The organism is Demequina mangrovi (assembly GCF_000759715.1).
Classification (GTDB): domain Bacteria; phylum Actinomycetota; class Actinomycetes; order Actinomycetales; family Demequinaceae; genus Demequina; species Demequina mangrovi.
Window position 1 is genome coordinate 140,698 of record NZ_BBLU01000002.1, and the last position, 16,855, is coordinate 157,552.

Below are 16,855 nucleotides of genomic sequence, written 5' to 3' on the forward strand. Positions count from 1 at the left end.
AGCGGCCGGTGATGCGGCGCCGGCGATGCCGACGTGCGGGAGTACCCGGCGCCTCGACCTTACGGCCGGGCGCGGGAGTCTGGAAGAGGCGCTTCGTGCGGGGCTCGGGGCCCGCGCCAACGGACGATGCCCTCCGGGCGATCGTCCGAGCGCCAGGATGGATGCTCGGAGTCTGAACTTGCCAGTCTCGACAAGCACGAGCGTGTGCTCGCGGCGTCCAGTGTACGGCATCGGGCCCGGACATCCGACGTGGCACCGGCGCTCCCCCTCAGTCCAGGCTCGGCTGGGCCCTGCCGGGCAGGCGCGGCACCCACGTCGAGGCTCTGATCGCTCGTTCCGCCGGCGTCTCGACGTAGGTGAACAGCAGCCACGAGAGCAGCAGGCTCCCACCGAAGGCGACGACCACCCCGATGAGGACCGCCGCGAGCGTCGCACTCTCCCCCGCGAAGACCAGCTCCCCCACCACGGTCACGACGACCGCGTGGACCAGATAGAACGCGAAAGACCACTGTCCGAGGCGCACCGTCATGCCACGGCGGAACGGATGGTCGACCCCGGCGATGTCCGCCTGCGCCGTCGCGACGATCATGAGCGCGATCGGCAACGACCAGAACCGCACCGAGCCATAGCCGTCGCTCGCGGGCAACACATGAACGACCAGGTAGGAACCGAGCAGGAGGGCACCGGCGAGGGCCATCGGCACGCGCGGGAGGCCGTGACGTACCAGGAGCGCCGCGCAGATGCCGAGGACGAACTCCGGGAGGCGCGCGGGCGGGAAGACGTAGAGCGACAGGCCGCCGAAGGCGTCGGAGCCTGCGACCGCGCGCGCCGCCTCGCCGCACGCGAGCGCCGCCACGCAGGCCGCGCCAGCGATCCACCACACCTGCGCCTTCGAGCGACGGCCGATCCACACGATCAGCAGCGGGAACAGGAGGTAGAACAGCATCTCGACCGAGACGCTCCATTCGACCGCGTTGCCTCCGAAGTAGAAGCGTCGCGATGGCACCCACGCCTGGAGAAAGGTGAAGTTGCCGAGCGCCCCGGGGAGCAGCCCCAGCGCGTTGCCGGGTTGAAGGCGGCCTCCACGGTGTACGCGAGCACGGTGGTGAGCCAGCAGAGGGGGACGATGCGCGCGATGCGGCGCCGGTAGAACGTCGAGGCGGAGGTGGTCGGCTGGTGCGCCCAGGTGAGCACGAAGCCGCTGAGGACGAAGAAGAACGACACGCCCAGCGCACCCATGCCGTCGAACACCGTGCGCACACCCTCGGCGCCGGGAACGCTGAGGAACCAGTACGAGACGTGATAGGCGAACACGCCGAAGGCCGCATACCACCGCAGGCCCGTGAGCCCGTCCAACCGCTTCATGGGTCCGGAGGCTACCGAAACTCCGTTAACCAGGCATTACGCCGATATGAACACCGAGTGCGAGAACCCACCCCCGCGCGTCAGCCCGCGTCGAGCACCAGTGACCGCTCGGTCTCGCGCACGCGGCGCAGCACAGTCCACCGACGCCGCCGGGCCCATGTCGGCCCTGCAGGCGTCTACCCGTGTTCAGGCAGCCGCGGCGCCGACCAACCAGGGTCTCGGCCGATGAGCGCGGCGCGCGTGACGGCGGCGGAGCCGAATCGATCGCGAACCGCATCGAGGGCGGTGTCGATGCGCGCCCCGTCGTGCCAGTCGATCGGAAGCTCGGGCTGAACCGTGGCGGCGCTGGTCAGCTGCGCGAGCGAGACACCGATGAGGGTGACGCCTCTGTCGGAGATGTCGGGACCCGCCGCAGCGAGCAAGCGCTGGGCGACGCCGAGCACCACCTCGGTGCGATCCGTGGGCGTGGCGAGCGTGCGCGATCGGGTCGCCTTCGTGAAGTCGCCGTAGCGAAGCCTCAGCACCACGGTGGCGCACGACGATCCGCGATCGCGCAGGCGCTTCGCGAGGCCATCGACGATCTGGGTGAGGATCAGCCCGAGCTCACCCTCGGTGTACGACCGATTGCCAAGCGCGCGCTGCGAGCCGATGGACCCGTGGCGCTTGGTCGTCTCGACCGGCCGCGGGTCCCGGAGCCGGGCCAGCGCATGCAGATGCGCACCGGCCGCCTTGCCGAGCCACCGCTCGGCGGTCGCCGCCTCGAGCTCGGCCAGCTGCCCGACCGTGTAGACGCCGTTGCCGTGCAGCTTCTCCGCGGTCACCGCGCCGACGCCCCAGAGCCGTTCGACGGGGAGCGGATGAAGGAACGCCTCCTCGCGGTCCGGCCCCACCACGAGGAGCCCGTCGGGCTTGCTGACCGCGCTCGCCACCTTCGCGAGGAACTTGGTTCTCGCGACGCCCACCGAGATCGGGAGCCCGACTTCGGCACGCACGCGCTCCCGCAGGCGCATGGCGATCTCCTCGGGAGTCCCGGCAAGGCGGCGAAGCCCGCCCACCTCGAGGAACGCCTCGTCGATCGAAACTCCCTCCACGTACGGCGTGGTGTCGTGGAAGATCGCGAACACCGCTCGGCTCGCTGCGGAGTAGGCCTCCATCCGGGGAGGGACGACGATGGCGTCGGGACAGATCGCACGCGCCCGCTGCACGCCCATCGCTGTGCGCACGCCCCGGGCCTTCGCCTCGTAACTGGCGGCCACCACGACGCCGCCGCCCACGATCACGGGCCGTCCGCGGAGTGCAGGCTCGTCGCGCTGCTCGACCGACGCGTAGAACGCGTCGAGGTCGGCGTGGAGCACCGTCGCCTCGCCGCGCATCCCACACCTCCTGCCACCGCACACTCGTCAAGGAATGGTCTCACCGCCGCCTGACACCGCAGGGCTCTGCCCCAGGGTTGATCGACGTCGATCGCCACCGAGGGTGACGTCGACCAGGCGCTCCGATCGAGCACCGAGCGCTCCACGGCGGGCTTCATGGCGGTTCGGCGGCCTGGTGTCGATGAACGCGGGGCAGGCACCCACCGAGTCGACGGCCACGTGATTCACGAGTGATCCCCCGCGGTGGGCCAGGCGGGGCTCGAACCCGCGACCGATGGATTATGAGTCCACTGCTCTAACCGGCTGAGCTACTGGCCCGTGACCCCGTGAGGCCGCCGGTCAGTCTAGCGGCACCGTTCCACGCCGTTCCGTACCCAAGTTATGCCCGGATTGGTCATCGGAGCCCTCCGGCATCCGGTAGAGTATTCGAGCGCGATCCCCCGTAGCTCAATTGGCAGAGCATTCGACTGTTAATCGAAGGGTTACTGGTTCGAGTCCAGTCGGGGGAGCGATCAGGGCCGGTCCTCATCGAGGGCCGGCCCTTCTGCTTCCCGCACGCGATCCCGCGACCCGCTCAGGTGCTGAGCCCGTAGGCCCCCGGCCCCTCGCTCCCCCACGCCTTGCGGTCCGCACGCGCGTCGAGCGCATCGGCCGCCGCGTTGCGGTACGCGGTCATGACGCGCGTGTACTCGACCCGCTCCGCCCTGCTGAGGCGCGGCTCCGACGTCAGCCCCCACGCGAGCACCACCACCGCGAGGAAGAACGCCGGGATGCTCGTGAAGAGCACTCCCCAGGCGAGCGCGAGCGGCAGCGCGACCATGAGCACCGGCGAGCGCGCGTACCAGGGACGGAGCGTCCCCTCCGCGCGCATCGTGCGACGGGCGAGGCGGCGCGCGTGGCGCGACAGCGTCGCGAGTCTGAGGTCGCGGAGCTCCCGCACGGACGGCACGTCGCAGAGACGGAGCGCGTCGACATCGCGACGCGCCCGCTCCTGCATCGCGAGGGCCGCGTCCACCCTTCGGACGCTAGCAAAACGCGCCACGGACGGCTACAGCGCGCGGGGCGGCCCCTCCCGAGGAGGGACCGCCCCGCGACGATGCCTGCGGCCGTCAGAGGCTCGCGGTCTCCTCCTCGGTCGCCTTCGCGCCGGACCCCGAACCCGCGATGATGCGGTGCCGGATGCCCCCGGAGATCGCGTCCACCATGAGCGTCACCGCGATGATGACCGCGAGCGTGATGCCGATCTGCTCCCACTCACGCTGCCCGAACAGCTGCCCGAGCAGCTGCCCCACGCCGCCGGCCCCGATGATGCCGAGCACGGCGGACGCACGGATGTTGATCTCGAAGCGGTAGAGCCAGAACGCGACCACCTCGGGCAGCACCTGCGACCAGTACGCCCAACGCAGCACGGAGAGTCTGCGCGCGCCCGAGGCCCGGGCCGCCTCGACGGGGCCGGGGTCGATGCCCTCGAGCGCCTCCGCGGTGAGCTTGCCCAGCGTGCCGACCGCGCCCACGCCGAGCGCGACCGTTCCGGCCACGGGCCCGAAGCCGAAGATCGGCAGCATGATGATGATCGCGAAGACCAGCTCGGGCACGGCGCGGATGAGGTTGAGCACCGCGCGGGTGAGCTGCACCGTGACGGGACCGGCGACATTGCGCGCCGCGAGGAAGCCGAACGGGATGGAGATGAGCGCGCCGATGAGCGTGCCCACCCAGGCCATGTAGACGGACTCGAGCATCTTCTCGATGGCGAGGGTCCAGTAGCCGGACCACGGCTCCGCGAACGGGTTCTGCACCAGCCCCTCGAGCATGAGCTCGAGGTAGCGCCACCCGTCGGTGAACACCCCGGTGATCTGGCTCCACCGTGCGTTCGACAGAAAGGCCGCGCCCCCGAAGATCACCAGCAGTGCGATCCAGACGAGCGTCGCCTTCGCCTTGGACGGCTCCGCGGGCCGCGCGGTGCGGGTGGACGATGCGGTCACGGGCGGGGCGCTCACACGAACCTCCGGCGCAGGTACTGGCTCAGCTGGTCGATCAGGAGCACCACCACGAACAGCGCGACCGTGATCGCGGCGACGTTCTCATACTCGAACCGCGAGAACTGGACGTTGATGACCTGGCCGATGCCGCCACCGCCCGCGATGCCGATGACCACGGACGAGCGGATGTTGAGCTCGAAGATGTAGAGGCAGTACGAGAGGTAGTTGGGCGTGATCTGCGGCATCACGGCCCACCGGGCACGTGCCCACGTGCCGGCACCCGAGGCGTCGGCCGCCTCGAGCGGCCCACTGTCGACCGCGTCGATGGTCTCGGAGGTGAGCTTCGCCGCGATGCCGATGTTGAAGAGGATCAGCGCGAGGATGCCCGCAAGCGAGCCGATGCCCACGAGTGCCACGAAGATGAGCACGTACGCGATGTCGGGCAACGAGCGCAGCACCGAGAGGAACCAGCGCGTCGCCCGGAACAGCCCGGTGGAGCGATCCGTCACGCGCGAGGCCATGAAGGCGAAGACCAGGCCCAGGATCACGCCGACCCCGCTGGCCACGATCGCGATCGCGATGGTCTCGACCCACGCCTCCCGCACGCGCCAGACGAACGACCACTGCGGATGGAGGAACTGCTCGATCACCACCCAGCCGTTCGACCAGTTCTCGATCAGCGGTCGCAGCGAGAAGCCGAGCGAGTGCCCGGCCCACCAGGTGAAGGCCGCGGCGACGACGAGGCCGCCGATGAGCAGCCGCGACGGCCGGGGCTTGCGGGGCCGGACGACGCGCGAGGCCGGAGCGGTGGGAGCCGCAGCGCTCATGCGGTCTCGGCCAGAGTGTCGTCCGCGGTGAGCGAGCGTCCGTAGATGCGCTCGAACACCGCATCGTCCGCCTCGGCGCCGGTGCCGTCGAACACGACCTTGCCGCCGCGCATGCCGATGACCCGGTCGCCGTACTGCCGTGCGAGGTCGAGGAAGTGCAGGTTGACGAGCGTGGTGATGCCCAGCTCGCGATTGATCCGCTGCAGGTCCTTCATCACCATCTGCGCCGTGGGCGGGTCGAGCGACGCGACGGGCTCGTCCGCGAGCATCACCGACGGGTCCTGCGCGAGGGCCCGAGCGATGGCGACGCGCTGCTGCTGGCCGCCGGAGAGCTCCGAGGCGCGCGTCCACGTCTTCTCGACGATCCCGACGCGCTCGAGGGCCTGATAGCCCTTCTCCTTCTCCGCCTTGCTCCACAGACCCACGAGCGCGCGCCATGACGGGATGTCGTGGAGCTGGCCCATGATGACGTTGTTCATCACGGACGTGCGCTTCACCAGGTTGAACGACTGGAAGATCATGCCGACGCGCGAGCGGATCGCGCGCAGCTCGCGCTTGGAGGCGCCGGCGACGTCCTCGCCGTCGACGAGGAGCGCGCCCGAGGTCACGGGCACGAGGCCGTTGATGGTCCGGATGAGGGTCGACTTGCCGGCCCCGGACAGGCCGACGACCACCACGAACTCTCCGTCCGGGATGGTCAGGTTCACGCCGTCGAGGCCCACCACGCCGTTGGGGTAGCGGACCGTGACGTCCTTCAGCTCGATCATGAGGTCACTGTTCCGTGAGAGGGCTGCGCGGTGGCCGCGCCCCGCGAGGGGGCGCGACCACCGCATGGTTCAGGCTGGTGCGCCTCAGCTCTCGCCGAAGTTCGCCGCGACCTGGCGCGCCTCGTCGAGCGCGGCGGTGTCCGCCGCCTCGAGGCCCTCGATGTTGTAGACCGCGTCCAGGGCGGCGAGGCCCTCCTCGGTCTCCGCGAGCGCCATCAGCGCCGCGGTGATCTCGTCCTGCAGCGACGAGTCGAGGTCACCCGCGAGCACCACGCCGTCGTTCGGGATGTTCGACGAGTACGCGAACACGACGACCTTCTCGCCGACGTCGGGGAACTCCTCCGCGAGGTTGCCGCGCGCGTCGTTGTACGACGTGCCGACCACCGCGTCACCGTCGTAGACCGCCTGTACCGACTGCGGGTGCCCGCCCGCGAAGAACGAGCCCGTGAGGTCGACGAGCGGGTCGATGCCGAGGATGCTCTGGAGCTGGGTCGCCGGGTAGTAGTAGCCGGAGGCCGAGGACTCGTCGACGAACGCGATCTGCGACGACGGGTCGATGAGCGCGAGCGCGTCCTCGCCCTGCGGGCCGTCGTAGCCGGTGGCGCCGTTGCAGTACGAGTAGTTGATGCCCTCGTCGTCCGCCTCGGTGACGACGTCGTCGAGGCAGAAGGTGTCGGGGTCGTTGGTGAAGTACTGGGTGACGTAGCTCGAGGAGCCGTAGCGCACCGACTGGAGGACCGGCACGGCGCCGGCCTCGTCGACCGCCTGGGTCATCGCGATCGGGCCGAGGAAGCCGATGTCGGCCTGGTCGGTCTGGAGCGCGACGACGACCGCGCTGTAGCTGTCGGGCACGAAGACCTCGACCTCGACGCCGAGCTCGGCGCTCAGCAGCTCGGCGAGGACCTCGCCGTCGGTCACGAGCTGGTCGACCTCGTCCGAGGGGACGAGCGCGAGCGTGAGCTTGTCGACCGCCTCGGTGGTCTCCTCGGCCATCGCGGTCTCCTCCGGGGTGACCGACTCCTCCGCCTCAGCACCGTCGGAGCTGGAGCAGCCTGCGACGGCGAGGACGAGCCCCGCCGCGAGCGCGGTCGAGGCGAACGCACGATTCATCACAATGACACCTTTCGTGGGATGACGCCGCCCGTCCGGCGGCAGAGAACCGCGCCGACGCGGCCTTGTCCGGCACGCTAGCGACCGTGCGAACGCCCTGGTAAGCAAGTTGCCAAGAGTTTGCATCCCTGTAACACGGCGTTCACCGCGCCGTCGCAAGCGACGGCTTCGCGCCGGTTTCGCGGGCGCGTGTCAGAGCTCGCGGAGCTCGCGACGGCGGGCCTCGAGGCGGAGCATCTCCGCGAAGGCCTCCTGCGCCGCATCGGTGCCCGCCCCGGCGCGCTGCATGCGCCCGCGCAGGTCCGCGATCCGCCGGGTGAGCCAGTTGTCGAGCAGGCGCGCGAGCACCGAGCGCCCGTAGACACCCGCCTCCGCCGGCTTGTCGTGCGGCAGCGGCGTGACGGCGAGCTGCGAGACCAGCGACGCGAGGTCGGGGCCCACCTGCTCGACGACGGCCCCCACCCAGTCCGCGGTGGCATCGGCCGGACCGCCTGCCGCGGCGATCGCGTCGAACACCTGCGCGTACTGCGCCGTGACGAACGCCTCTCGCGAGAGCTCGCCGTAGATCGCGAAGGCCTGCGCCTCCTCGACGATCGCCCGAGGCGCCTGCAGCAGCACGCCGAGCGACAGCGCCTCGGCGCGCACCACGGGATCGCGCGGGTTGGGCCGCGCGGCGCTCACCGTGACGATCTGCCCGGTCTCAGGATCCATCGGCGGAGGACCGTCATCGTACGGCGGCGGCGCCTGCTGCGGCGCGGGCGCACCGCCGCCGTGCGCGCGACCGGGGGACGATGCCCCGCTCCCCCGCGACCCGGCCTGGGACACCGCACGCAGCACGTCGGCCGGCTCCATGCCCAGCCAGCCCGCGAGCCGCCTGCCGTACTCGGGGCGGATCGCGCGGTCGCGGATCTGCGCGACGATCGGCGCCGCCGTGCGCAGCGCGGCCACACGCCCCTCGGGGGTCTCGAGGTCGTGCGCCGCGAGCGAGGCCTTGATGACGAACTCGAACAGCGGGACGCGACGCTCCATGAGGCGCTTCACCGCATCGTCCCCGTCGCGCTGACGGATGTCGCACGGGTCCATGCCCTCGGGGTCGACCGCGACGAAGGTCTGCGCGAGGAACTGCTGATCGAGCGCGAAGGACTTGAGCGCGGCGTTCTGCCCGGCCTCGTCGCCGTCGAACGTGAAGACCACCTTGGCGCCGTGCGAGCCGACCTTGAGCTGGGTCTGACCCGTGTCGCCCATGAGCCGGCGCACCACCTTGACGTGGTCCTCGCCGAAGGCCGTGCCGCAGGTCGCGACGGCGTTGGTGACGCCCGCGAGGTGGCAGGCCATGACATCGGTGTAGCCCTCGACCACCACGGTGGTGCGCTCGCTGCGGATCGCGCCCTTGGCGAGGTCCAGGCCGTAGAGCACGTGGCTCTTCTTGTAGATCTGGGTCTCGGGGGTGTTGAGGTACTTGGGGCCCTGGTCGTCCTCGTGCAGGCGGCGCGCGCCGAAGCCGATGACGTCTCCGGTCACCTCCCGGATGGGCCACACGAGCCGTCCGCGGAAGCGGTCGTAGACGCCGCGCTGACCCTCGGAGACCAGGCCGGACGCCTTGAGCTCCGGCTCGGTGAAGCCGCTCTTGCGCAGGTGATCCGTGAGGTGCGACCAGCCCTGCGGGGCGTAGCCGCAGCCGAAGTGCTCGGCCGCCTCGCGATCGAAGCCGCGCTCGCGCAGGAAGTCGCGGGCGATGCGCGCCTCGGGCGTCGCGAGCTGCGCACGGAAGTACTCCGCGGCGACGCGGTGCGCCTCGAGCAGGCGCCTGCGCATGCTCGCGCCGGACTCGGACGAGCGGCGGCCTCCCGCCTCGTAGCGCAGCGTCACGCCCGCGCGCTCGGCCAGGTACTCGACCGCCTCGGCGAACGGCAGGCCGTCCATCCGCATGACGAACTCGATGACGTCGCCGCCCTCGCCGCAGCCGAAGCAGTGCCAGCGGCCGGCCGCCGGACGGACGTGGAACGAGGGGGAACGCTCGTCGTGGAAGGGGCACAGTCCCTTGAGCGATCCGACGCCGGCGGACTTGAGGGAGACGTGCTGCCCGATGATGTCCTCGATCGGGGCCCGCTCGCGGACCGCCGCGATGTCGTCCCTGTTGATCGTCCCAGCCACGCGCACAGACTACTCGGGGGCGGGGACGATGCCGCGCATCGTCCCCGCTTGTCGCGAGCCTGTCACCGGGTGGCGCTAGGCTTGACGCGCACCCTGAGAAAGGACCCTGTTGTGAGAGTGGACGCATTCCTCGCCGATTCGGCCGAGGTCGTGCAGAACAAGATCTACGCGCTGGGCGCGGGGTGGAACATCATCTTCGTGAACGGCTTCCCGGCCGTGCACCGCCGCCTCGCGGTGGGTGCCATCGTCCACGTGCCGTTCACCGCGACGAACCAGACGCACCAGTTCGAGCTCAAGCTCCTCACCGAGGACGGCGTGGAGTACCCGATCGGCATCCGTCCCGACGCCGAGGGCAAGCCCGCCCCCGTCCGCGCGATGGGTGGCGAGTTCACGGTGGGCCGACCGGCGCACCTGGTCGACGGCGACGAGCAGGTCGCCAGCTTCGCGTTCACCATCGACGGACTGCGCTTCGACAAGCCCCGCCTCTTCTCGTGGGTCATCAGCGTGGACGGCGAGGAGATGACCCGCCTGCCGATGCGCGTGCAGCAGGCGGCTCCGCGCGCCTAGTGGCCGTCTACACCGGGGTCGTCTTCCCCCTGGTGCTCGTGGTGTGCGCCGCGCTCGCTCTGGCGGGCGCGGCCACGCTCGCGTTCCCCAGACTTCACCGCGCCGTGCAGTGGGCCGTCCCGGTCACCATCGGCGCGGTCGCGCTCCAGGCCGTGACCGTCATCGTGCTCCTGTTCTCCGGCGCGGACGTCGACCTCATCCTCACGCTCGGGTACCTCATCGCCTCCGTGGCGCTGCTCGCGCTGCTCGGGATCGGCCGGTTGGGCACCCCTGAGGCCGCCGCCGCGGATCCCGATCCGAACCGACCCGTCCTGTCCCCCGTGCAGATCGCGCGCGTAGACGCCGCGTCCGCGCTCATCGTCGCCGTCGCGATCGCGGTCGTGTCGTGGCGCATCCTCGTCATCTTGGAGTCCGGAGCATGAACTACGTCGCGCGCATCGCGCTGATCGTCGCGTACGCGGTGCTCGCGCTCGCCGCTCTCGGCCGGTCGAGCTACCAGATCTCGACCAAGTTGGCCGAGGCGCCCGTGCCGTACCTCGTGTCCGGGGTCTCCGCGGCGCTGTACCTGGTGATCGCGATCGCGCTGTGGAAGCGGTGGGCGGGCGTCGCGCTCGTCGGCACCGCGATCGAGCTCGCGGGCGTGCTCGTGGTCGGGACCCTCGGCTACGTCGAGCCGACCTGGTGGGCCGACGAGACCGTGTGGACCGGCTACGGCTCGGCCTACGGGTGGGTGCCGCTGGTGCTCCCGATCGTCGCTCTGGTCATGCTTGTGCGGGAGCGTCGCGCCGTGCTCTCATCGAGCGAACCCGCCCCGAGCTCAGGAGACGCCCGATGACCGCAGCACCCGAGTCCCCGGAGCAGACCCGCCGCGGGCCGCTCGCGCTCGTGCTCAACCTGGTGCGCGGCATCATGATCGGCACGGCCGAGACGGTGCCGGGCGTCAGCGGCGGCACCGTCGCGCTCATGACCGGCGTCTACGAGCCGCTCCTCACCTCGGCCGGCCACCTCATCGGCGGCATCCGCCTCGGTCTGACCGACGGGCTGCGCGGTCGCGGGCTCGAGCGGGCCAAGGGCGAGCTCGCGCACGTGCGCTGGGCCATCGTGGTGCCGATCCTCGTCGGCATGGGCGTCGCGCTCGTCACCATGGCGCACGTGATGGAGGGCCTGCTCGAGGACCACCCGGAGACGATGCGCGGGCTGTTCCTCGGCCTCGTGCTCGCCTCGCTCGCGGTGCCGTTCCGCCACTCGCGCGCCTCCGCCACCCGCGACGGCCGCACGGGCTCGTGGGGTCCCCGCGAATGGGCGCTCGCCGCGGTCGCCGCGATCGTGGTCGCCGTCGTCGTGTCGCTGCCCGGCGGCAACCTCTCCCCCGAGCCGTACGTGCTGGTCCCCGCCGGCGCCCTCGCGGTGTCGGCGCTGGTGCTGCCCGGGCTTTCGGGCTCGTTCCTGCTGCTCACCATGGGCCTGTACGAGCCCACCATCGCGGCGCTCAACGACCGCGACCTCGGCTACCTCGCGCTGTTCGCGACCGGCTGCGCGATCGGCCTCGTCACCATCGTCAAGCTGCTGCAGTGGCTGCTCGAGCACCACCGCCGCATCACCCTCGTCGCGCTCACGGGCGTGATGGCGGGATCGCTGGTCGCGCTGTGGCCGTGGCAGGACGCCGACGGGGCGCGGGTCGCACCGTACGGCTCGCTCGCCGGTCCGCTCATCGCGATGGTGCTCGGTGCGGCGCTCGTCGTCGCGGTGCTCGTGGTCGAGCACCGGATGGTCGCGCGGGCCGCGGAGGCGCCCGCGGACGCGCAGGCCTGATCCGTTCGTCCCTGCTGAACGGCGTCTAGCGTCGGCGCACCACGTACCGGTGGTGCCAGTCGTACGCCGACTTGTCGGTGAGCGACGCCACCTGGTCGATGATCACGCGCTTGCGCGCCGCATCGTCCGCCGCCTCGCGGTGCATCACCGCGAAGTGAGGCTCGAGCGCGCTGTCCCCCAGCTCGATCAGCGCCCCGACCAGGTCCACGAGCCGCTCGCGCTGCTGGCGGTAGGCCGCCTTCTTCTCACGCGGCGCCATGAGGAAGTGCACGGCGATGCCCTTGAGCATGAGGATCTCGTCCGCGAGCTCCTCGGGGATGACGAGGCTCGCGTGATGGCGGGTGTGCGGACCGTCGCCGTAGGCCTCGCGGGTCGCCTCGGCGACCGTGCCCACCACGCGTCCGATGAGCTGGCTGCTCATGTCCTTGAGGGTCGCGAGGGCGCGGTGGGAGCCGTCGTACTCGTCCATCCACCACGGCTGCGCGTGGAGGCGCTCGAGCGCGGCGAGCAGCGCGTCGGGCTCTCCCCTGCCGTACCACTCGCGGGCGTGGTCGGCGATCTCGCGGGCCCTGCCCGGGTCGCGGAGCACCCCGAGCGAGACGGTGTGGTGGACCACGGAGTCCTCGACGTCGTGCACCGAGTACGCGATGTCGTCCGCGAGGTCCATCACCTGCGCCTCGAAGCTCTGACCGCGGTCGGGCGCACCTTCACGCAGCCAGTGGAAGACCGGGAGATCGTCCTCGTAGACGCCGAACTTGCGGGTCGGGCGGCCGTCGGGACGGGTCGGGGTGGCGTCCTCGGTCCAGGGGTACTTCACGCTCGCGTCGAGCACCGCGCGGGTGAGGTTGAGGCCCACGCTCTCCCCCGTCTCCGGGTGGAAGGACTTGGGCTCGAGCCGCACGAGGAGGCGCAGCGTCTGGGCGTTGCCCTCGAAGCCGCCGATGTCGGTCGACACCTCGTCGAGGGCGCGCTCGCCGTTGTGCCCGAAGGGCGGGTGGCCGAGATCGTGCGCGAGGCACGCCGCGTCGACCACGTCGGGGTCGCATCCGAGCACCTTGCCGAGGCTGCGGCCCACCTGGGCGACCTCGAGCGTGTGCGTGAGGCGGGTGCGCACGAAGTCGCCCGTGCCGGCGCCCAGCACCTGGGTCTTGGCGCCGAGCCTGCGCAGCGCGCTCGAGTGGACGATGCGCGCACGGTCGCGTTCGAACGGCGTGCGCTGCGCCTGCTTGGGGGGCTCCTGGACGTAGCGCTGCACGTCCGCTGCGGCGTAGCCGTCGGGAAAAGCGCTCACATGTCGACTCTAGCGGGCACGATGCGGTGCGTTGGGACCGTCGGGGCTCCTACCTGCGGCAGTCGAGGTGCATCTGGACCAGGCCGTCGCCGTAGCGCGTCACGCTCAGCACCGTGAGCTCCGCGGTGCGGGGAGTGCCCGCGAACAGCGGGACGCCGCCGCCGAGCACCGTCGGGACGAGCGTGACGATGAGGTCGTCGAGCAGTCCGGCCGCGAGCGTCTCGCGGACCATGGTGCCGCCGTCGATGTAGATGTCGCGCCCGGCGCCGACCTCCTTCGCCTGCGCGATGATCTCCGTGAGGGTGCCGTGGGTCGCGGCGACGGTCGGGAGCGGGTGCGCGAGCGGTCGGTGCGTGGCGATGAGCATGGGGATCTCGCCGTACGGCCAGTCGTCGAACCCCTCGACGATGTCGTACGTGCGCCGTCCCATGACGATCACGCCGATCTGATCGAGGAAGTCCGCGAACACGAGCGCGTCCTCCGGCGCCTCCGACCAGGGCGGGGCTGCAACCGGGGCGGCGCCGCGAGGTCGCGGCTCGAGCCAGTCGAGGCTGTCGTCCGGACCCGCGACGAAGCCGTCGAGGGACATCGCGAGAAACGCGCGCACCTTGGCCATGCGGTCACGGTAGCGCCGGGTGGGGCGGTTGGCGCGTCGACCGTCCGCACGGCCGCATGGGTGGCTGTCCCGGCGGCGTTCGCGGTGGCCCTGCCCACGCCCTTCGCGGGGCCTTCCCGTGGCCGTTCGCGAGGCTTCCCGCCACCCGTCGCGGGGCTTTCCGCCGCCCGCCACCGGACCTTCCCACCGCCCACCCCGTCGGCGATGTCCCCAGGTCGGAAACTGGTGTCGATTTCCACAGGTACCAGGGGCGATATCCGGGGTTGAGTGTCAGACCCGGGTGGTTGACTGGTGGTCATGGAGATCGGTGAGGCTGCAGCGGCGGTGGAGCGGGCATTGGACGTGCTCGTGCCCGCTGAGCCTGGCGTGCTGGCGGGGCTGAGCGAGGCCGATGTCGCCGCCCGGCAGGCCGCGTGGGCGCGGATCCGGCGGCTCGTGGACGTGCGGGGAGCGTTGTTGGCCGGTGCGGTCGCACAGCGCTCCGACGGCGCCGGCGGTGGGATGGCGCGCCGGCATGGGCATCGCAACGCGGTCGGGATGGTCGCGCAGACCACCGGCAGCTCGGCGAAGGACGCACGTGACCTCATCGCCGCCGGCGAGCTCCTCTCTGGGGGCGATGCACCGGCCGAGTCGGGTGCGATGGCGGGGGTCATACCTGCGCCGCGGTGGTCGCAGGTCGCGGCCGCCCTGCGTGCGGGCACCCTGTCGGCGGCGCAGGCGGCCTTGCTGAAGGACACCCTCGACCGCCTCGACGGCGCCGACGAGACCCTCGAAGCACGACTCGTGGCGAAAGCTCAGCGGCTAGCGCTTGCCGATCTGCGCAAGGCCTGCCTCGACGTGACCGCACGGTGGGACCTCGACCGATGGGAGGCGCGGGAGAAGCGTCAACGCGCCGACAGGTACGTGAGCGTGTCGGAGCGGGCGGACGGGATGGTCGCGCTCAACGGAGTCGTGGATCCTGCGTCGGGGGCGGTCATCAAGACCTGGCTCGACGCGCAAGTCAGGGACGCGTTCGCCCGGCGTCGCAACGAAGGCCTCGGGCCGGCCGAGCCCGGCGAGGCCGGACGGATCCGCGCCGACGCGCTCGTCGGACTGGCCCGCCACGGGATGCGCTGCGACGAGCCTGGCTCAGGAGTGTCGACCCAGGTGGTCGTGCGCGTCGATGAGCCTGGACTGCGGACCGGACTCGGACTGGGGTCGTGCGATGCGGTCTCGACTCCGATGAGCGCGGGCCAGCTGCGACGGATGGCCGTCGACGCGAAGATCCTCCCCGTCGTCCTTGGTGCGGGGTCGCAAGCCCTGGATGTGGGCTACGCGCGCAGGTACTTCACCCCGGCGCAGAGGATCGCGTTGGCCGAGAGGGACGGCGGCTGCGCCTTCTGCCACGCGCCCGTGTCCTGGTGCGACGCGCACCACATCCAAGAATGGAGCCGCGGCGGGCCTTCGAACCTCGCCAACGGGGTGCTGCTGTGCACCCGCTGTCATCACCGCATCCACGACGACGGCTGGACCGTCAAAGCCACCACCACCGAGGTGTGGTTCACCCCGCCCAGAACCATCGACCCGAAACAGACACCCCGACAAGGCGGACGAGCAGCCCTCCACGTCGACATCGGGCGGACGGGGCCGGAGCGAGCACGAACACACGAACGCGAACCGGCACACGAACCGGCGCCAGGACAACCCCGCGACCACCGCGAACCCATCCCCGTCTGACCACCCCGCACCGAAGGCGCCACCCACCCGGTGAGCGCCGCACGGGTGTGCGCGCCGGACGCGCGGAAAGCCGAGTCAGCCGCCGGAGACGCTCAACTCGGCCTCGCGCAGACGCATCTCCAGGTCCGGCGTGATGTCCTGCGTGTCGAGCCAGCCCTCCGGGCACGCCGGCACCCGCGCCGAGCCCTGACGACCGCGCGGCCCCTCCGCCTCGGAACCGGGGTACGGCGAGTCGAGGTCGAGCGTGTCGAGGATCCCCCGCAGCTCGGCGAGCGTGGTCACCAGGCCGAGCGACCGACGGACCTCGCCGCCCACCGGGTAGCCCTTGAGGTACCAGGACATGTGCTTGCGGATCTCGCGCATCGCCTTGTCCTCGTCGTCGCCGAAGTGCGCGACCATGAGCTGGCCGTGCCGGTAGATCGCGTCCGCGACCTCCCGCAGGCCGGGCTGCACCCGCTCGGGGCGCCCCTCGAAGGCCGCCTGGAGGTCGGCGAAGAGCCACGGCCGGCCCATGCAACCGCGTCCGACGACCACGCCGTCGCAACCGGTCTGCTCGACCATGCGGACCGCGTCCTCGGCCTCCCAGATGTCGCCGTTGCCCAGCACCGGGATCGACGTCACGGTCCCCTTGAGACGCGCGATCGACTCCCAGTCCGCGGTGCCGCTGTAGTACTCGGCGGCCGTGCGCGCATGCAGCGCGACTGCGGCCACCCCCTCCCGCTCCGCGGTCTTGCCCGCATCGAGATAGGTGAGGTGATCGTCGTCGACGCCCTTGCGCATCTTCACGGTCACGGGGATGTCGAACTTCGACGCCTCCCGCACGGCCGCGCGCACGATGTCGCGGAACAGGTCGCGCTTCCACGGCAGCACCGCTCCCCCGCCCTTGCGCGTCACCTTGGGCACCGGGCAGCCGAAGTTCATGTCGATGTGATCCGCGCGGTCCTCCTCGCAGATCATCTTCACCGCCGCGCCGATGGTCGCCGGATCCACGCCGTAGACCTGGACCGAGCGCGGCGTCTCGTCGGGATCGTGCGCGATGATGCGGAGCGACTCCGGAGTGCGCTCCACGAGCGCGCGCGACGTCACCATCTCCGCCACGTAGAGGCCACCGCCATGCTCGCGGCACAGGCGGCGGAAGGCGGCGTTGGTGATGCCGGCCATCGGCGCGAGGATCACGGGCGTGTCCACCTCGAGCGGACCGATGCGCAGCGGCGGGAGCAGGCGGGTGGTCGGGGTCATGGCGTCCATTGTCTCAGGACTCGGACGGGACCCAGCAGG

The 16,855-nt window shown here is 71.2% G+C and carries 17 protein-coding genes and 2 tRNA genes; 6 read left to right on the forward strand and 13 right to left on the reverse strand.

Annotated features, from left to right (window positions below):
- Window positions 1-268 precede the first annotated feature (268 nt).
- From TR42_RS14510 to TR42_RS02515, 4 genes are all read right to left on the reverse strand, one after another.
- On the reverse strand, window positions 269-1,006 hold the full coding sequence (locus tag TR42_RS14510; RefSeq protein ID WP_074789106.1) for an acyltransferase family protein: 738 nt from the start codon (window positions 1,004-1,006) through the stop codon (window positions 269-271).
- Window positions 916-1,365, reverse strand: coding sequence for an acyltransferase family protein (locus TR42_RS15380; protein ID WP_052405520.1), 450 nt, complete (start codon window positions 1,363-1,365; stop codon window positions 916-918). The genes TR42_RS14510 and TR42_RS15380 overlap by 91 nt, the downstream gene beginning before the upstream one ends.
- 176 nt (window positions 1,366-1,541) lie before the next feature.
- Window positions 1,542-2,738: a DNA polymerase IV gene (gene dinB, locus TR42_RS02510; RefSeq protein ID WP_042212736.1), complete on the reverse strand. Its 1,197-nt coding sequence runs from the start codon at window positions 2,736-2,738 to the stop codon at window positions 1,542-1,544.
- A gap of 244 nt (window positions 2,739-2,982) precedes the next feature.
- A tRNA-Ile gene (locus TR42_RS02515) sits at window positions 2,983-3,056 on the reverse strand.
- A 118-nt stretch (window positions 3,057-3,174) separates the two neighbouring features.
- Here TR42_RS02515 and TR42_RS02520 point away from each other — a divergent pair.
- Window positions 3,175-3,247, forward strand: a tRNA-Asn gene (locus TR42_RS02520).
- Between the two features lie 65 nt (window positions 3,248-3,312).
- On the opposite strand, the gene TR42_RS02525 is transcribed toward TR42_RS02520, so the two are convergent.
- The 6 genes from TR42_RS02525 to dnaG all read right to left on the reverse strand — a co-directional run bounded on the left by TR42_RS02525 (window position 3,313) and on the right by dnaG (window position 9,575).
- A complete protein-coding gene (locus tag TR42_RS02525) occupies window positions 3,313-3,753 on the reverse strand; it encodes a hypothetical protein (protein ID WP_042212738.1) in 441 nt (146 codons plus the stop codon).
- A 94-nt stretch (window positions 3,754-3,847) separates the two neighbouring features.
- The gene (gene phnE / locus TR42_RS02530; protein ID WP_052405521.1) at window positions 3,848-4,735 is read right to left on the reverse strand and encodes a phosphonate ABC transporter, permease protein PhnE; all 888 of its coding nucleotides are present in this window, start codon (window positions 4,733-4,735) and stop codon (window positions 3,848-3,850) included.
- The gene (phnE, locus tag TR42_RS02535) at window positions 4,732-5,544 is read right to left on the reverse strand and encodes a phosphonate ABC transporter, permease protein PhnE (RefSeq protein WP_052405522.1); all 813 of its coding nucleotides are present in this window, start codon (window positions 5,542-5,544) and stop codon (window positions 4,732-4,734) included. Before phnE (TR42_RS02535) ends, phnE (TR42_RS02530) begins: the two co-directional genes overlap by 4 nt.
- Window positions 5,541-6,311, reverse strand: a complete 771-nt coding sequence (phnC, locus tag TR42_RS02540; protein WP_081953125.1) for a phosphonate ABC transporter ATP-binding protein — start codon at window positions 6,309-6,311, stop codon at window positions 5,541-5,543. Before phnC ends, phnE (TR42_RS02535) begins: the two co-directional genes overlap by 4 nt.
- Before the next feature lie 84 nt (window positions 6,312-6,395).
- Entirely contained in the window at window positions 6,396-7,421 is a 1,026-nt protein-coding gene (gene phnD / locus TR42_RS02545; protein ID WP_042212742.1) for a phosphate/phosphite/phosphonate ABC transporter substrate-binding protein, read from the reverse strand.
- A gap of 192 nt (window positions 7,422-7,613) precedes the next feature.
- Window positions 7,614-9,575 carry a DNA primase gene (dnaG, locus tag TR42_RS02550; protein ID WP_042212981.1) on the reverse strand — a complete coding sequence of 654 codons (1,962 nt, stop codon included), beginning with the start codon at window positions 9,573-9,575 and terminating at the stop codon, window positions 7,614-7,616.
- Between the two features lie 111 nt (window positions 9,576-9,686).
- Between dnaG and TR42_RS02555 the strand changes: the two genes are divergently transcribed.
- The 4 genes from TR42_RS02555 to TR42_RS02570 are packed head-to-tail and all read left to right on the forward strand — an operon-like array spanning window position 9,687 to window position 11,954.
- Window positions 9,687-10,142, forward strand: coding sequence for a DUF6941 family protein (locus TR42_RS02555; protein WP_143058872.1), 456 nt, complete (start codon window positions 9,687-9,689; stop codon window positions 10,140-10,142).
- Window positions 10,142-10,564 carry a hypothetical protein gene (locus tag TR42_RS02560; protein WP_042212746.1) on the forward strand — a complete coding sequence of 141 codons (423 nt, stop codon included), beginning with the start codon at window positions 10,142-10,144 and terminating at the stop codon, window positions 10,562-10,564. The genes TR42_RS02555 and TR42_RS02560 overlap by 1 nt, the downstream gene beginning before the upstream one ends.
- Window positions 10,561-10,977: a hypothetical protein gene (locus tag TR42_RS02565; protein WP_042212749.1), complete on the forward strand. Its 417-nt coding sequence runs from the start codon at window positions 10,561-10,563 to the stop codon at window positions 10,975-10,977. Before TR42_RS02560 ends, TR42_RS02565 begins: the two co-directional genes overlap by 4 nt.
- Complete coding sequence (locus TR42_RS02570) at window positions 10,974-11,954, forward strand: DUF368 domain-containing protein (protein WP_042212751.1); 981 nt, start codon at window positions 10,974-10,976, stop codon at window positions 11,952-11,954. Before TR42_RS02565 ends, TR42_RS02570 begins: the two co-directional genes overlap by 4 nt.
- 25 nt (window positions 11,955-11,979) lie before the next feature.
- Here the strand turns inward: TR42_RS02570 and TR42_RS02575 are convergent, their stop codons facing one another.
- Window positions 11,980-13,245, reverse strand: a complete 1,266-nt coding sequence (locus tag TR42_RS02575) for a deoxyguanosinetriphosphate triphosphohydrolase (RefSeq protein ID WP_042212753.1) — start codon at window positions 13,243-13,245, stop codon at window positions 11,980-11,982.
- A 49-nt stretch (window positions 13,246-13,294) separates the two neighbouring features.
- Window positions 13,295-13,861, reverse strand: a complete 567-nt coding sequence (locus TR42_RS02580; RefSeq protein ID WP_042212755.1) for a dihydrofolate reductase family protein — start codon at window positions 13,859-13,861, stop codon at window positions 13,295-13,297.
- 297 nt (window positions 13,862-14,158) lie between these two features.
- Between TR42_RS02580 and TR42_RS14035 the strand changes: the two genes are divergently transcribed.
- Window positions 14,159-15,577 (forward strand): HNH endonuclease signature motif containing protein, encoded by a 1,419-nt coding sequence (locus TR42_RS14035; protein WP_052405523.1) that lies wholly within the window; start codon window positions 14,159-14,161, stop codon window positions 15,575-15,577.
- A 75-nt stretch (window positions 15,578-15,652) separates the two neighbouring features.
- Here TR42_RS14035 and dusB read toward each other — a convergent pair whose 3' ends face one another.
- Window positions 15,653-16,816 (reverse strand): tRNA dihydrouridine synthase DusB, encoded by a 1,164-nt coding sequence (gene dusB, locus TR42_RS02590; RefSeq protein WP_236623300.1) that lies wholly within the window; start codon window positions 16,814-16,816, stop codon window positions 15,653-15,655.
- Window positions 16,817-16,855: the final 39 nt, after the last annotated feature.

Excerpts from the sequence above, each read along its gene's own strand:
- TR42_RS02580 (WP_042212755.1), bottom strand. The coding sequence starts at position 13,861 with ATGGCCAAGGTGCGCGCGTTTCTCGCGATGTCCCTCGACGGCTTCGTC.
- dinB (WP_042212736.1), bottom strand. The coding sequence starts at position 2,738 with ATGCGCGGCGAGGCGACGGTGCTCCACGCCGACCTCGACGCGTTCTAC.
- TR42_RS15380 (WP_052405520.1), bottom strand. The coding sequence starts at position 1,365 with ATGAAGCGGTTGGACGGGCTCACGGGCCTGCGGTGGTATGCGGCCTTC.
- TR42_RS14035 (WP_052405523.1), top strand. The coding sequence starts at position 14,159 with ATGGAGATCGGTGAGGCTGCAGCGGCGGTGGAGCGGGCATTGGACGTG.
- phnD (WP_042212742.1), bottom strand. The coding sequence starts at position 7,421 with ATGAATCGTGCGTTCGCCTCGACCGCGCTCGCGGCGGGGCTCGTCCTC.
- TR42_RS02570 (WP_042212751.1), top strand. The coding sequence starts at position 10,974 with ATGACCGCAGCACCCGAGTCCCCGGAGCAGACCCGCCGCGGGCCGCTC.
- phnC (WP_081953125.1), bottom strand. The coding sequence starts at position 6,311 with ATGATCGAGCTGAAGGACGTCACGGTCCGCTACCCCAACGGCGTGGTG.
- TR42_RS02565 (WP_042212749.1), top strand. The coding sequence starts at position 10,561 with ATGAACTACGTCGCGCGCATCGCGCTGATCGTCGCGTACGCGGTGCTC.
- phnE (WP_052405522.1), bottom strand. The coding sequence starts at position 5,544 with ATGAGCGCTGCGGCTCCCACCGCTCCGGCCTCGCGCGTCGTCCGGCCC.
- dusB (WP_236623300.1), bottom strand. The coding sequence starts at position 16,816 with ATGACCCCGACCACCCGCCTGCTCCCGCCGCTGCGCATCGGTCCGCTC.